Genomic DNA, 15,598 nt, shown 5'->3' with positions numbered 1-15,598 from the left:
AGGACTTCAAAATAGGGTAGTCTTGTCCTAATATGAAGTTCTGGAGGCTTTTGTCATGTCCGATAATACATCCTATACGACAGAGGAAATTGCCCGCTTATTAAAAATATCAAAATTAAAAGTATATGATCTAATTAAAAAAGGGGAGCTCCCCTCCTACCGTGTAGGAAAACAAATGCGCGTGGATCAATCCGATTTGGAAACCTACAAACAAAATACACGGAGTGGGGCGTCCACCGCTAATCCTACTACTATAATGGCCCAGACTCCACCAGCAATACCCTTGGCCTTTTCCGGTACAAATCCAGCTCAAATGCCAGCACAATCTCCCCACCTTAAAACTGTAGGACACAGCTTGGTGATTACAGGTCAGGATATGTCACTGGATATTCTAGCTACCTATTTGGAACGGGCTCTGCCTGAACGCCCTCTTCGTTCTTATGCCGGGAGTCTTGATAGCCTGATAGCCATGTATAAAGGGGAGTCGGACATTGTCAGCACACATCTGCTCGACGGGGATACTGGAGAATACAACCTACCCTATATCCGAAAAATACTCGTAGGATGCTCTTATGTTGTAGTTCGCCTACTTACCCGAAGTGCAGGTTTTTATGTACAAAAAGGGAATCCCAGGGGTATTCATGAATGGTCTCACTTAGAGCAGAACGGACTCACGCTGATCAATAGAGAACGAGGTTCAGGTGCACGCGTATTATTGGATGAACAGCTTCGATTGCATGGCATTCCAGCAGCCTGCCTATCAGGCTATGAGAACGAGGAGAACAGCCATTTGGCAGTTGCCGGTAAAGTGGTCCGGGGAGAAGCAGATGTAGCCATCGGCACCGAGAAAGCCGCTAAGATTGTCGACGGTGTTGATTTCGTTCCTATGATTCAGGAGTGCTACGATCTGGTGATGATTAAAAAACCGGATCATGAGCAATGGATTGCTGCCGTGATTGATATTTTGCGTTCACCAGCCTTCCAGAGTGAGCTTGGGTCCATTCACGGATATGATCTCACGGAAACAGGGACGATAATTTATGAGACTTAATGGGTCACAGCAGAAGACGGGAGCATTATGCAGAAGCGTTTAACTGTATTTCGTACAACTATATTACTTCGAATAACTCGCAAATTAGATATAACTGTATTTGGTACACCTATTTCTCTTGATTTACTACCCCATAGGCGACTTTTCTAGTTTTAGTTGTATAGAATACAATTAAAGTTAGAACGATTCCTTATGCAGACGGAATAACTGTATAGAATGCAGTTAACTCACAGACTCCATCAAAATCCGACGGCGCTAGAAGCTGACATCAAAGTTGCCGGGTTCACTTGCCCAGCATCTGCTCAAACCACCCGCTTCAAACCAAAAACACCAGGCAGCAACTCTCCAATAACCGGAGAATCGCTGTCTGGTGTTTTTTTAAGAACGCCGATTCACAAACATCAGCATAGCGGCTGAAATAACAATAATTGAACATACCCACATCCACGCGAGCGTCATATTACCTCCATCTACCGCAACATAGATCGCTGTGGGTAAGGTTTGCGTGCGGCCCGGAATATTGCCAGCTACCATGATGGTAGCGCCAAACTCCCCAAGACCGCGGGCAAAACCAAGAACATAACCGGCTGCCAGCGACCGGCCCGCAAGCGGCAGCGTGACATAACGCAGTACCTGCAGTTCACTTGCCCCTTGTGCCCGCGCCGCATCTTCAAGATCTGCTTCTATCCCTTCGAAACCCGCCTTCACTGTGCGGTATACGAGTGGAAAAGCTACGACTACAGCGGCGATAACAGCTGCCCCCCATGTGAACAGGATCGTCTGCTCCGTCATCTGTTCATACCATCTGCCGATCCAGCTTCGTCGGCCTAAAATAACTAAAAGCACAAATCCTACGACCGTCGGCGGCAATACGAGCGGAAGCAGCATTATAGTCTCTACCAAGCTGTGACCGGGAAACTTCCGGCCCGCCATAGCCTTCGCAGCAGCTGTTGCCAAAATGAATACAATAATGCTTGTAATCACAGATATTTTTACGGAAAGCCATACCGGGGCGAAGAAATCAGTCCAATTTATTTCCAACCTTATTCCACCCGCTTCTACTCGTAATTTCTATTTAAGGAAGCAGGAAGCCATAACTAACAAAGATATCATTAGCTTCCTTGCTTTGAAGGTAACTATACAACTCCTTAGCTGCCTTTTGATTCTTCGAGCTCTTCACGATGCCTGCCGGATAATTAATAGCTTTGTGTACATGTGGACCGACCGTCAAAGCGATTTTAGTTTTCTTTGAAGTAAGCGCATCTGTCTTATAGACAAAACCGGCATCGGCATTTCCTGTTTCTACATAAGAGAGAACCTGACGCACATCCTTGGCAAATACGAGTTTGCTTTGCAGCGGATCCCAGACCTTTTTCGCTGTCAATGATTGCTGAGCATACTGACCCGCTGGTACAGATTCAGGCTGTCCCACTGCCACCTTCTTAAAAGCTTTATCCGTAAGCTGAGTAATCGTTGTTAATTTAACCTTTGAATCTGAGGGTACGACTACAACCAATTGATTCTTAAGCAGAACCTTATGATCGGAGATAAGTCCACCTTCCACCAGTGCATTCATCTGTTTATCACCTGCAGAGAAGAACAGGTCCGCCGGAGCCCCTTGCTCAATCTGCTTTTGCAGAGTACCGGATGCTGCATAATTAAAGACCAAATCAATATCGGGATGTTTCTTTTCATAAAGGAGGGCAATCTTATCCAGGCTATCCTGCAAACTAGCCGCAGCGGAAACAATAATTTCAGTCTTCTTGGTGGCTGCTTGCACCTCTCCCCCTGGACCTGCAGATAAATTCACAACCAGAACGATTGCCAATATCCCCATCACGGAGAGTGTCCATTTCTTAAACATTTCCATTCCTCCCAATTTCGTATGTATATATTTAGATGCTATTCTAGCATACACTTTTTCGTTTTTCTATAACTACAGATATGTTTAGATATGTTTAGTTATATATTGTTATAATTAGACAATATATAATGATGATTTTGGCTTTTTGCACACAAAAAAGATGCCTCTGACTCCCCTAAATAGGGCTGCAAAGACACCTATTTCACGAATGATATTAATTCTTCATCTGTGGGCCAAGCACATCATGTTGACCGTCACCCACCAGGTTAAAGCCAAGTACATTCAACATAATGGATAATCCACTCCCCCAAGAAGCTCACCCGGATTAATATATTCATTTTTAAGAATCAAATGGATCTAGAGAATAGCCCTCTTCTGTATAAAATTGAACAAAGGTCAAATTCGAGGATAAAAAAACCTCTAAATTGCAATTATGTTATTAAATGTATGTGGTATTATAAAAAGACTCACCAAACAAGAGAAATATTCTATAATTTTTGATTTGTAACAATATATGTAAACGAATATTTCATTTGAAGGTGAGAATCCATCTTATTTATATTGCGATATCCATTTCTCCAACTGCTGCCTGAGCACTTCACGATAATAAAACGGCTCTATAATTTCCGCATCCTCTTCAAATCGCTTAATCCAGCGGACAAATGCAATATCTTGTTCCAATGCGACTTTAAAATAACAACACCGAGCTTGACGGTCTACTTTATTCGGCTTATAGGGCAAATCCTCTTTCTTTAGCCCTTCCATGATTCGCTCCGAAAATTTCACTTTAAACTCTACCTGCAAACTATCGCGGTCAAGTGACCATTTTTGCTTCATAAAAGCTTGCAAATCAAATGATTCCTTTGAGAAGCAGCGGTTTAATGGCTTCACGTTTGAAAAATCGTTGATATGATATGTACGAATAACACCCTGATGATGGCAAAATCCAATGAGATGAAAACGATTTTCCAGTGGGACTAAACAATAAGGATCGATGGTTATTTCCTTCTCCTCCACCGCATTCTCGCAATAATTCGCTTGAATACTCCTCTGCTTTAATAAAGACTCCAAAATAGGTGTTAAAAAAGATTGATGCTCCATCTGTGCACCGCTTCTTTCCAACCAGCTTGTACCTGCTTCTCTTCTTGCACGTTCTATCGTTTCTTCCCGCTCTGCCTTTCGCTTGTATTCAGCTGCGACTACTTTTTCATAAGCGCCTTCAAAATCGATAGGCAGAACGGGTTTAATATCTTCCATAATATAGCGTAATTGCGAAAACGCAGCCGCCTCTTCTTCCGACCAATCCAAAGGATAAAGTGCAAAATTGCCAATAAAAGCATAGCCTTTTCCATGTCCAAGGTGGGTTATAGGAATATGCATGGCGCTAAGCGCGTCCATATCCCGGTATATCGTTCTCTCGCTGTTGCCGCAGCGTTCCGCCAATTCACGGGCTAATATCCCTGGCTTGGCTTGAACAAGTGTAATAATGCGCATCAGTCGGATTAATCGGTCTGTCATATTCAGTTCCCCTTGATTTATGGTTAAATAGACCCATTATTTTATGAAAAAAAGTAATAGTGTGATAGAACTTTTTTACTATGTTACCACATTTTATATTACAATTCTTCTGATTATTTTCCGCCGAACCCGCTGACAAAACAAATTTATGTATAGGTCTTTTTTCGTCAATATGCATCTTCTAGTTGTATGTCCTATATCAATTTCCAGTAGCAGTTTTACCCCGCTTCTGATACTCGAATCCAATCTGTTTATACAACATTTCGGCCTCTTTAAGTAGTAAAGGATCTCCAGAACGTACGGCTAGTAATAGTAATTTATCTGCGTGACGGCAGAGCATTTCATGAGCTTGACTATGTTGTCCTTCATTTTGCAACGTGGTTGCCTCCTCAATCGTTTCAGCTGTTTTTAACAATTCCAGATGTTTCTCTACATGAAAGCAGCAGGTTTCACTCAGAACCTGAGTATGATGAGTGTATTCTAGCTCAAGAACCTTTACTGGAAGCTCTTGAACACGCTCTACGGTTGGCTTTTTATATTTCCACTGTAAGGAAAGAGCTTCATATCTACCTGCAATAGTAGTAGAGATATTGAATTCCAGTGCAATAAACTTTCGTTGCCCCGTTTTTATTTTGCCAAGCTTAAGAAGTAGCGAACTGCCTTCACCGACTTCAAACTCACACCCATACGAGCGCTTAAAAGTTACATGGGGTTCAAGCCAAACCCGCAGTTCGATTTCACGTGCAACCACTTTATAACTGCTGGGTCGGCTGTGCTCTGAAGGCATATTCCCTTTCCATTCGACAAGCAAGATAACATTACGATTGCCGCCTGCAAAAATACGATTTTGACTCCATGTGAATACGGGATGAATACTTTCTATCATTATTTCCACCTCTTTCTTTTTTTGGGTCTTCTATTAATGTACCAATAATGGCGGACAACTCCATGTCATGGAATGTATGTTCGGTTCTATATTATCGACAAAAAAAGAGTCATTCTACATGCTTAGTAGACTGACTCTTGTAAAAACAACCCCTTTTGTCTTTTTATGACGAAAATTTTATGTTTTTTTCTCATCGACTCCCTAATTTAGTCTGCACTCGCTCTCGCTTGAAAAATAGTCCCAGTGCCCATTTGGCACACAACAGAGAAAATATAAAAAACAGTGTGGCCCAAAATATAGCCGGTACGGGAGTCATTCTTGCCAGATTGCTGGCATCTCCTGCACGGGACGGTGATACAGCAGCCGCGTATACCAGAAATAAACTTCCCATTACAGACTCCTCCAAGGTTAAAAAGGCCAATAACAAATAATAATATTTGCTGGCCTTCTTCCAAACCACCAGCATTAGAATATTTAACGCAATAAATCCGCCCAACCACATCATGCCAAAGCTTCCTCGTACGTATAGCAGGAGCATAATCAACGCCACACCCGTAGCTAAGATAAGGCCCCAATCATGGCGTCCCTTACTATATAAATAGAAGAGCAGAAGTGCAAATAAGGAGGCTAGCAAATAACCCGAGAGGGAAACTAATATTGCCTTGCCCCCTTCTTGAATGGCTGAATAGGTTACACCGCTATGATCTGCGTATAATTCAATCCTCAGCACACTACCCGACAGTAGTAAGGTCATCAGAGCATGACCAAATTCATGAATCATCGTGTCTAAATTCCGAAACAAAGATGAAAATGGGATCAATCTAGTCAAAAAAGCAGATCCGATCAGAAGCAATATTGTTTTAAGCCATTTGTTCAATCGACAGCAGCCCCTTTCGTCCAAAGTATACGATAAATAGTACCTCTTCTCAATCGAGATAATCACGGACTGATCGTGTTTAATAATGAGTAAACGAAAACCTTAAGGAGGTAAAAATTACTTTCATTATAAGCATTGCCAGTCCCATGGCGTACGCTGTCAGAAGCTGTCAAGCTGTGTTAAAATAAAAGAACTACAAGCCTAAATTGGGTGGTGATTATATAGATGAAGCAACATAAATCCCGAGCATATCTACAGCTGTTATATTCGCTCCTGTTCTTGCTGACGCTTACTGTATGCCTGCCAGCTCCTGTAGCAAAAGCTAATATATTCAGTGATATCTATAATGGAGTTAAAAATTTCTCCGAGCTGCCAAACGAAGTGAATGAATTAAAGGAAGGTTTTCAGCAAACTGCTGAAGAGCTTCAGCAGGCAAAGGATAAGCTCGCGAATACCACGCAGGAGATGGAAGCTTACCGGATACAGAACGAAAGCCTACAAGAGCAGAATCGCCAACTGACGCAGATGGTTGATGAATTAAAAAATGACCGGACGGCACGCGAAGAATATTATCATAAAATCAAAGTGACTATTTTTACAGGGATTGGACTAATCCTAGGTTATTTTATACTGATCCGTTTTATTCGTTTCAGCATGCTTTACCGTTCTCGAAAAGGCGATCGTCTGCGTTAGTCTTACGTATTCATTGAAGATCACAGTCACAGCATGAGGGAGATGAACTATGAACATCGATATCCAAGATGAAAGCGACAGTGGAAGCGGACAAGCCGTAGCCTTCTCCCTTCAGGAGAAGGAAGAGGTTCATGTACTCCATCCACAACAAATTATCGCTTATCAAGGTCCTTCCTCAGGACGAGCGGACAGATTTATGGATGTAAAGGGCATATACCGCAAGCGAAAGTTGATTCGTTCCGATATGGCAGGTCCTTGCCATTTCGTTGCCGCCCTTCCGCCAGGCTATCGCATAAAAATCCTGCAGCTCGATGGTAAAAGCGATCTGCTGTACGACTTTAAGCATCTCTTCTTCTACAGTATAGGTATTTCGCTGGAGACCCGGGTGCTAAGCATGAAAAATGTGCTCGTTACACGGGATATTGTAAAGGTGAAATTTTCGGGCAATGGCATGATTGGCATACTGACGGAGGGTACGGTCTGTGAAGCTGTACTGCATCCGACCAACCCCCTTTATGTCGATGCAGGCAGCATTATTGCCTACCCTGAGAATGCCAAGCTGGAGCTCACCGTTTACGGCAACCATTTGGCTAGCCAGCATATGAGCTATCACTGGAAGATGACAGGTCACGGGCCTGTGCTGTTTCAGGCAGGACGTCAGAACCGCCGATTCGAAAGAGATAATAACGATGATGGAATTGTTAAACGATTTATACGCGAGGTAGTCCCCTTCGGGGGTGTGTTTATTAAATAGTTGTGTTCAGCAGTAAAACAACAAAACAAAGAGCGCCATGCGTATCCTATACGCAGGCGCTCTTTGTGGTTCTATCCTTTATAAGACTGTTGTCTTAGGCGATAAAAGCATTCAACATCCATGCATGTTTCTCAATGCTGCTTCTAATACCAATCAGCAGATCCGCAGTAGGTTGATCAGCCAGTTCTTCTGCAGTAGCAATCGCAGCTTGCAGTTCTTTAGAGACAGTCGTAAAGTCTCTAACCAGCTCCATTACCATACCCTTGGCATCTTCGCCACCACGAGCTTCCTGTAAATCGGAAAGCTCCAAATATTGTTTCATAGAGGAGGCAGGTTGTCCACCAATAGCAAGCAGGCGCTCAGCCAAATCATCTGCATAACCAGCAGCTTCATTGTAGAGTTCTTCAAACTTCTCATGCAGCGTGAAGAATTGGGATCCGCTAACATACCAGTGATAATGATGAAGCTTTACCCCAAGCAGGAACCAGTTCGCGGTCTGGCGGTTCAAAGCAGCGTGCAGTTCAGTTTGGCTCTTTAGTTGTGTACTCATTAATAAAACCTCCTATGGTTAATTTATTACATTGTATTTAGACTCGTTCTAAATCTATATACAATTTAACACATCCTTTTGCTTTTTGCAACCACTTTGAAGATTTACATGTTGCCGATTCTAGCATAACTTTTGTTATACCGCCTATTATCTCTGTCACACTCTGGATAACAGCCTCTTTCTAAACTTAAATCAAAGATATATTTTCCTCCGCCGTCTTCCCTTTCTGACTCCGGAAAAAAGCCCTCATCTCATCGCGTTTGCTCTTTGGACTTAAGACATATACAGTATCCCCTGGCTCAATGACGGTACTGCCATGGGGGGTGACAATGCTTTTATTCCGGATAATAGCAGTAAATAAGATATCATCTGGCAGTCCAATATCGGAGATTTTCTGCCCGGCAATGGGCATGTAAGGTTCAATTCCTATGTGGTTGAACTCGGAATCTGTCTTGCCAAGGGCGACCAGCTCCATCAGTGATGGCTGTGCTGAATCCTCTTGCCCCACCAGCTTCAACCGGGAAGCCAGCGGTGAAATGCTTGTTCCTTGAATCACTGCTGAGGTCAGCACGACGAAGAACACCACATTGAAGAACAGTCGTCCGTGGGGAAGATTGGCTAGCAGCGGATAGGTTGCCAGTACAATTGGAACGGCTCCGCGCAGGCCTGCCCAGGAAATCAGTGTTTTTTCACGAATAGAGAATTTGGAAAAGAGCAAGCTTATAAACACACCAATGGGCCTTGCCACAACCATCAGAATGACGGACAGCAATATACCTTGCCAAGCCACCTCTGCCAGCTCCTGTGGAAATACCAGTAGACCCAGCAATATAAACATAAATATTTGCATCATCCAAGCGAAGCCATGACTAAAATTCATAATTGTTCGATGATACATTAGCTCAGAATTGCCAAGGGTAAGACCCATTACATAGACAGCCAGCAAGCCGCTGCTATGAACGAGTGCAGATAACCCGTAGGTTAGGACAGCAAATCCAATCGCCAATACCGGGTAAAGCCCCGTGGAATCCAGGTTAATTCGATTGATAAGGTATACTGCGATTTTGCCAAGTACAATCCCTATCACCAAACCAACTGCCATCTCCCATATAAAGGACAGCACAAGTCCCCATATCGCCATATCCGGATGCTGAATCCATTCGATCAGCGATACTGTCAAAAACACCGCCATAGGATCGTTGCTGCCTGATTCCGCTTCGAGTGTCGAGGTCAGTCGTTTGTCAATATTCTTACCGCCTAATACCGAAAAGACCGCAGCCGCATCAGTCGAACCCACGATAGCTCCGAACAGAAAACTTTCCGCCCATGACACCTCAAGAATCAGCTTAGCGAACACCCCAACGATAGCTGTCGTTAACAATACGCCTACCGTAGATAAGGATAATGCCGGCCGAATAATAGGCTTGATATCCTTAATACTGGTCTGCATCCCACCTTCGAACAGGATAACAACCAGCGCAAAAATCCCGGCCATTTGTGTTAAGGAAGCATTGTTAAAAAAGATAAATTGACTCAGTACCATCCCCGCAGCAAGGAAAAGCACTAGCGCTGGCATTCCAAATTTAGTGGAGAATTTGGTGGAAAACACACCTACAAGTAAGAGAGCTGCCAGCAATAATATGATATTATCTGCAAGTTGGGTCACCGTTTATTCACTTCCCTTTCTCTTCTAGCTTAAAATATAAGCTTCCTTATTTATGTACGTTATTACCCTTATCCACATCCTTTTGAGACATTGAATAATATAAGCAGGATTGAAGATTTCATCCGCTGGGGCTTATACTTAAAATAATTCCTTCCTACCCTGCTCGTATTTACATATAAGGAGGCTGACTGTAAATGCAATTGAGATTAATTAAACCTGCGGAGCTGGATCAAGCCGCTCTTCTAGCCCATTCCATCTTTCGCAAAGCCGGCGACACTTCTATGAAAGAGCTGTTTCCGCTGATTTTTAGCCCTGGTTACACTCACTCTTATGCAGCCGTTGCCGAGGACGGTAACATCGCTGCTTTTATGGGATTAGTGCCCTCCACGATCCGCACTGGAGAAACTCTCCTGAACGTGTTCTCCATCGGTGCAGTTTGCACAGATCCTGCTTATCGCGGCCAGGGACTAGCCGGTCAGCTTCTACAGCTATGCCAGACCCATGCTGCGAATGCTGGCGCATCACTTATCTTTGTCTCGGGTGACCGCTCGCTGTATACCCGAGCGGGATGCGTACCGTTCGGCGGTACGCAATTTGCCGAGCTGAACGCAAGCTCGGCTCACGCACTTGCTGCCGCAGCAGGGGAAGAATGGACGCTGCGGCCAATGCAGCCGGGCGACTTCTTCGCCGTCAACCGGCTGCTGAATGAACGCGAAGCCGGACAGATGTACAGTCCGGGTGAGCTAGCGCTGCTGTTGGGTGCCGAGGCTTACGCGGGTGTGCTGGGCTTGTCCCAGCGCACACTCGTAGCCGTGCGGGACGGCAGCATCGAGGGGTTCGCCGCGATGGCTGTGCCCGCGGCGGATGTACCGGCGCCGAGCCCAGCGACGGCGGTGGATTGGGCCGGCCAGCCGCAAGCGGTAGCGGCGTTGCTGGCCAAGGCGGCTCTGTGCAGCGGCGTTGGCACGCTGCAAGTGCCTGTGCCGTGGCAGGAGCGCAGCCTGCTCGCGCTTCTGCGGGACGCCGGCGCCTCCTTAAGCGCCGGCGCGAACAGCGGGACGGTCTGCATCGCAGACCGGGAATCGCTTTTGCGGCAGACGGAAGTATGCCGCAAGCGTAGCCTCGACTTGTCGTCCGTGGACGACAAGGAGCTGATCTCGCTGCTGTTTGATCCAGCGAGCCCGCTTCGCACCTCAGATTCCTCAGGGGAATCTGAGGCAATTCCATTACCTTATATGTCTGGTCTCCATTTTATTTAAAGCACAAAAATAACCTCAGCGGGAGAATGATCCCGCTGAGGTTATTTAGTATGCTCTATTAACAGTTATATAAATTCAAAGGATTGCTTATTCTCTGGAGTACACCTGTAGCTCTTGAATAGACCAATAATTCCCGCCGGCTCCGGTCTGTACAATTTTTACATACCTCGTCTTCACTTTAGAAACGGATATCTTAGTAAGCTCTTTCGTACCTTTACCAGACGTGAGTTTTTTCCAGTTTTGAGCATCGTCAGAAATATAAACTACATAGTCTCTTGGATAATCAAATGGTGATAACGTGCTGTCCAAATCTATTCTCTCAATTTCATGTGCTTCACCCAGATCAATCTGAAAATACTCTCCAGAAACCTGATGTTTCCCCGTATCCCAGCGCGTGCGCCGATCCCCATCGATGGCCAGACTTGGAGCTGATGCCACCGTATTCACATTTGAGGTTACCTTCCACTTTGTCCGATCCAGAGGAACCAGGCCGGTGGCTGTAATCTGAATTTTGTCGGAAAGTAGATTTGAACCTGATACCCTTACCGCGTAGGTATATAACGTCCCTTCACGTAAATTATGATCCGTGTATTCTGTAAGCTTCACACCGGTGGCTACCACCTTCATTTCCCCCCCGCTACCTTCAGCACGAAGCAGCTCGTAGCTTGCTCCCGGTGCCTCCAACCAATTTAATTTTACAGCTAAACCTTTTGTTGCTGCGGCTTTGAATCCTTTAGGGGCCGACGGCTTTACTTCAGAGGAAGGCTGCAAAATATACTGCACAGCCTCTCCTGGAGCAAGTGTCTCCGTAAAAGTTAACGTGGGAGTAGCCTTTTTACCTGTTACATAGCTTCTTGCTTTTTCATACGTATCCCCGTTTCCAAAACGTTCCCCTTCATACACCCCGTTTTTCGGCATAGTCACATTTACACTCACAGTTTGTGGAGTAGACTCAAAGTTAACGAAATTAACCAGCACCTTATTTGAGGTCGCTCCGCTTCCCGCAAGAGGCTTCAATGTAGAAGTATCCACGGCCCGAACATATACCAGCTTGTCGGCTAACACATCTTTGTTGGCAACTTGATAAGTTAATGGAGCTCCATGCGTAGCATAGGCAAGACTGAGCCTTCTCATGATGCTGACACGTGAATCCTCATTTTCTTTTGTATAATAAATCTCTGTGGTCGCCGGATCATGCTCTTCTAAATTAAACCCGTATTTGAATAAACTGAAATCCTTAAAAAAAGCAGCATGCTGCACAAACATATCCGCATAACCAATATGTGCACGCATGATCCGGTCGAATACAGCCGCTGTCCGCTCCGTTGCCCCGTATTGATAGGCATCCACATGACTGTCCGAGGTACCAAATTCAGTGGTCAGCATTTTTTTGCCGAGTCCATTTTCTGCGCCAGTGAAGGTCTTCAAATTCTCAGTAAAGCTTCCTCCATTACTAAAAATATAAGAGTCCCCGTAGGAATGTCCATTGGTCAAATCCGTAACCTTCTCCAGCTCCATACGTTGCTCTGGATCACGTTCCCAGCCATCCGGATCTCCACATTCTTTCCCAGTTCCCTTCTGATTACCGCAGGAATCCTCACTGTAACTCGGCCAATACGCCCAGCCCGGAGCAACAGTTTGTAAATGGGGCGCGATTTGCTTGCCCTTTTTATTTAGCCAGTCCGCAATCGCCAAGTTAACTGCCTTAGAACGATTGAATAATCCTGGCTCATTATCTACCTCATAATATTGAAAATAGGGGCTATATTGCTCAAAATAATCCGTCAGCTTTTTCTCTGCATCAGCGGGCAACGATCCGTCTGCCTTAAGCTTAATATCACCAGTATGCAAATACAGAGCAACCGCCTGCATGTTGTAATCCTGCAACACCTTGTAATATTCCATCATATCCGAGCAGGACCGCCCAACATCGCTGGCACAGCTGGTTCGCATCACATTGCCGCTATAAGCCATACCTAGCCATTTGATAACATAAGGCAAGTGCGTAACTGCACCTTCATCGAAATAAAATTGCTTATTATTCACTACTGTTCCGGTCAATGTGTAGCTGCCATGGATAGGCTCAGAAATTGGAGCGTTAAGAGACTCTAAACGGAGATTATCCCAAGTCCACCAGGAATATTCGTCTTCTTTGTCACTGCAATATAAACAGCGAACCGTTTGCAGCTTCAATTCGTTCGTTCCTATCTTCAATTGCTCCTTGGGAATATATAATTCATAGGTCTTTTGAAAGCTATATTCACTTTCTGTGCCAGCAACGCCCGCAATTTGAATGATCCCCGACAATTGATGATTGGAGAACACACTCATTTGCGGCACGGATTTATACGCATCCAGAATACCTACGCTAAATAAGACCCCATTCTCCGGGATCTTATTTAGCTGATATGTGATCGTTAATTCCGGCTGGGTCTTTCCATTCAAGCCTGCAGGCAAGCTCTGCAGAGCCGATGATTTGAGCACCGAAGAAGTAACATTAAAGTCCTTCTTGCTGCCAGAAGTGCCACTCGTAGCGAATTCAGCTGCTGAGCCATCATGTTGTCCCAGATTCCAGATCACAGTACCATCCGGTATTTCTGCTGCAGCATCAGTTCCTGCAGATAGTCTCGGTATATTGGCACCTACCTTATAATCGTTTGTCCTATTCGTTCCGAAGACAGAGACAGACAACAGAAACAAGACGGTTAATGCGGCGAATTTTAGTAATAACAGTAATGGTTTGTTTGCAGATATCTTATTTTTTCTATTAGATATTCTCCTCGTTATTCCCATCCATAGGTCCTCTCTTTCTTCCGGAATGTCTTACCCTATCATTTCATTAGATTAAGGAAGGAACAATGCCCCTTGTGGAATTACCTGCTGCTTCTGGCTGGAACTCTCCCATAGCAAACGAAGATTGGCATCTCCTTCATTCTCATAATATTCAATTTGGATATCATAAAGCGTTCCAGCTGTGAGCGGGATACTTCCTTTATGAAGGGTTGCACTTTGATTTTTCCAATTGTCGATGATCAGCTTTCCGTCAATCCAGACACGGACTCCATCATCAGAGGATGCTGAAATTGTATATTTTTCACTGAATTTGGGTTTGAGCTTCCCTTTCCAGCGTACAGAAAAGTGATCTTCATTTATCCCTGAGGCAGGTGACGCACCATGCCAATTAAAATCAATCTTACGGTCATCGCGGATAAGTACCGCTTCTCCCTCTAAATCAGTATTGTTATAGTATTCTCCAGTTAAACCCGTTAGGGTTACCGGAGTTACGGGTGCTATCGAAGGACCTCCTGTTGTGAGAACATAGTCCTCTCTCGATACTATAAACGAGTCTTTCATAAAGCTTTTAATTGACTGTAGCGTATTATTTTCTGTCAGTAATTTTCCCCAGGTCATCATATAGACCCATTTATTTTGTTTCTCAGTTAATACATCCGGGTTCGGCAGCTGTCCGCTCTCCCCGATTCCGATAGGTTTACCCTCGGCCAATGCGAGCAGATCCTCATAGTAGGACTGCTTATAATCGTTATTGTAGATATCCGCAGCCAGAACATCGAGTTTATCCCCACCGGGATAATATGCAGCATAAGGATCTGACCATTCATTCGGCGCATTCGGATTCCATACCCACAGTAGATTATTTAGCTTGTGTGTGTTTACAAAACGATCATAGACAATACTCCAAAGCTCTGAAAAATTGTCCTTTTTCCCCCACCAAAACCAACCGCCATTCATTTCATGGTAAGGTCGCCATAAGACTGGAACTCCGGCATCACGCAATTGTCCCAAATATCCAGCAACCTCGTCTAGATCTGAGATTAGCCTCTTATACTGAGCTGTCCCAGGTGTAACATAAGCATTAAATTTCTCTTGACTGAGACTTCTGTTTACATTGGACCATTCTGGAGATGTTCCCGGCAAACTCTGATGGAATGTCATGGCTACAATGCCACCCTCGTGATGCCATTCAATTGCACTGTCTATCACTGCTTGCCGCTGTTCTGCGATCGTCCCTTCGGATTGATTATTAATCGCCCCTAATTCATAACCATGTAGAACAGCATTTTGTCCCGAAGTATTCTTCAGCTTATGAACCAGTTCATCTGGGCTTTCTAGATAATCATGCTGGCCGGACAAAATCCCTTTGCCACGTAGATTCACCAAATTACTCAGCAGTTGCTTAGCCTCTTCAGAAGCCGATGGATTACTGGGTATAACCGGAGGTAAAGAGGAAGAAACACTCATAGCCTTCGGAAGACTCTTAACCTCTCCCCAAGGCAGCAAGGAAAAAATAATAAACACCGGTAACATAGTAAACAACAATCTGTTTTTCTTATAATATTTACGCAAATAAATCCTCCTTTCGGTAGCTGTACTGCCTCTACAGGTGCTAAATAAACATACCTGTTATCGGACAATCGTCTTCTGACCTAATGAGGACTATAGCTTAGTAGCTCTGCAATAA

Annotated in this window: 13 protein-coding genes; 4 read left to right on the top strand and 9 right to left on the bottom strand. The window is 44.5% G+C overall.

Translation table 11 applies throughout. From position 1 onward, the window contains the following. The first annotated feature begins 55 nt into the window (after positions 1-55). Positions 56-1,051, top strand: coding sequence for a helix-turn-helix transcriptional regulator (locus MHH86_RS04795; RefSeq protein WP_076179876.1), 996 nt, complete (start codon positions 56-58; stop codon positions 1,049-1,051). A 378-nt stretch (positions 1,052-1,429) separates the two neighbouring features. Here the strand turns inward: MHH86_RS04795 and modB are convergent, their stop codons facing one another. The 5 genes from modB to MHH86_RS04770 all read right to left on the bottom strand — a co-directional run bounded on the left by modB (position 1,430) and on the right by MHH86_RS04770 (position 6,196). After that, a complete protein-coding gene (modB, locus tag MHH86_RS04790) occupies positions 1,430-2,086 on the bottom strand; it encodes a molybdate ABC transporter permease subunit (protein WP_172628881.1) in 657 nt (218 codons plus the stop codon). A 40-nt stretch (positions 2,087-2,126) separates the two neighbouring features. Beyond that, positions 2,127-2,921 carry a molybdate ABC transporter substrate-binding protein gene (gene modA, locus MHH86_RS04785; protein WP_176462621.1) on the bottom strand — a complete coding sequence of 265 codons (795 nt, stop codon included), beginning with the start codon at positions 2,919-2,921 and terminating at the stop codon, positions 2,127-2,129. Positions 2,922-3,467: 546 nt separating this feature from the next. After that, positions 3,468-4,433, bottom strand: coding sequence for a WYL domain-containing protein (locus MHH86_RS04780; protein WP_036676573.1), 966 nt, complete (start codon positions 4,431-4,433; stop codon positions 3,468-3,470). A 199-nt stretch (positions 4,434-4,632) separates the two neighbouring features. Next, positions 4,633-5,319 carry a hypothetical protein gene (locus tag MHH86_RS04775; protein WP_036676574.1) on the bottom strand — a complete coding sequence of 229 codons (687 nt, stop codon included), beginning with the start codon at positions 5,317-5,319 and terminating at the stop codon, positions 4,633-4,635. Between the two features lie 190 nt (positions 5,320-5,509). Beyond that, entirely contained in the window at positions 5,510-6,196 is a 687-nt protein-coding gene (locus MHH86_RS04770; RefSeq protein ID WP_036676576.1) for a M50 family metallopeptidase, read from the bottom strand. Between the two features lie 225 nt (positions 6,197-6,421). On the opposite strand from MHH86_RS04770, the gene MHH86_RS04765 reads away from it, so the two are divergent. Both MHH86_RS04765 and MHH86_RS04760 read left to right on the top strand, forming a co-directional pair. Then, positions 6,422-6,889: a hypothetical protein gene (locus MHH86_RS04765; RefSeq protein WP_076104226.1), complete on the top strand. Its 468-nt coding sequence runs from the start codon at positions 6,422-6,424 to the stop codon at positions 6,887-6,889. Positions 6,890-6,938: 49 nt separating this feature from the next. After that, positions 6,939-7,643, top strand: coding sequence for an AIM24 family protein (locus MHH86_RS04760; RefSeq protein ID WP_076179877.1), 705 nt, complete (start codon positions 6,939-6,941; stop codon positions 7,641-7,643). A 94-nt stretch (positions 7,644-7,737) separates the two neighbouring features. Here the strand turns inward: MHH86_RS04760 and MHH86_RS04755 are convergent, their stop codons facing one another. Beyond that, positions 7,738-8,193: a Dps family protein gene (locus MHH86_RS04755; RefSeq protein ID WP_036676579.1), complete on the bottom strand. Its 456-nt coding sequence runs from the start codon at positions 8,191-8,193 to the stop codon at positions 7,738-7,740. 187 nt (positions 8,194-8,380) lie between these two features. Continuing rightward, on the bottom strand, positions 8,381-9,859 hold the full coding sequence (locus MHH86_RS04750) for a potassium/proton antiporter (protein WP_036676580.1): 1,479 nt from the start codon (positions 9,857-9,859) through the stop codon (positions 8,381-8,383). Positions 9,860-10,053: 194 nt separating this feature from the next. Between MHH86_RS04750 and MHH86_RS04745 the strand changes: the two genes are divergently transcribed. Continuing rightward, entirely contained in the window at positions 10,054-11,118 is a 1,065-nt protein-coding gene (locus tag MHH86_RS04745) for a GNAT family N-acetyltransferase (protein WP_339211418.1), read from the top strand. Positions 11,119-11,205: 87 nt separating this feature from the next. Here MHH86_RS04745 and MHH86_RS04740 read toward each other — a convergent pair whose 3' ends face one another. Both MHH86_RS04740 and MHH86_RS04735 read right to left on the bottom strand, forming a co-directional pair. After that, positions 11,206-13,911, bottom strand: coding sequence for a discoidin domain-containing protein (locus MHH86_RS04740; protein WP_342479650.1), 2,706 nt, complete (start codon positions 13,909-13,911; stop codon positions 11,206-11,208). Between the two features lie 51 nt (positions 13,912-13,962). After that, positions 13,963-15,483, bottom strand: coding sequence for a glycosyl hydrolase (locus tag MHH86_RS04735; protein WP_036676584.1), 1,521 nt, complete (start codon positions 15,481-15,483; stop codon positions 13,963-13,965). Positions 15,484-15,598 lie beyond the last annotated feature (115 nt).

Source organism: Paenibacillus sp. FSL F4-0097 (genome assembly GCF_038593125.1).
Lineage (GTDB): Bacteria > Bacillota > Bacilli > Paenibacillales > Paenibacillaceae > Paenibacillus_AQ > Paenibacillus_AQ odorifer.
The sequence above is the reverse complement of the archived record's forward strand: the minus strand, read 5'-3'. Positions and strand labels throughout refer to the sequence as shown.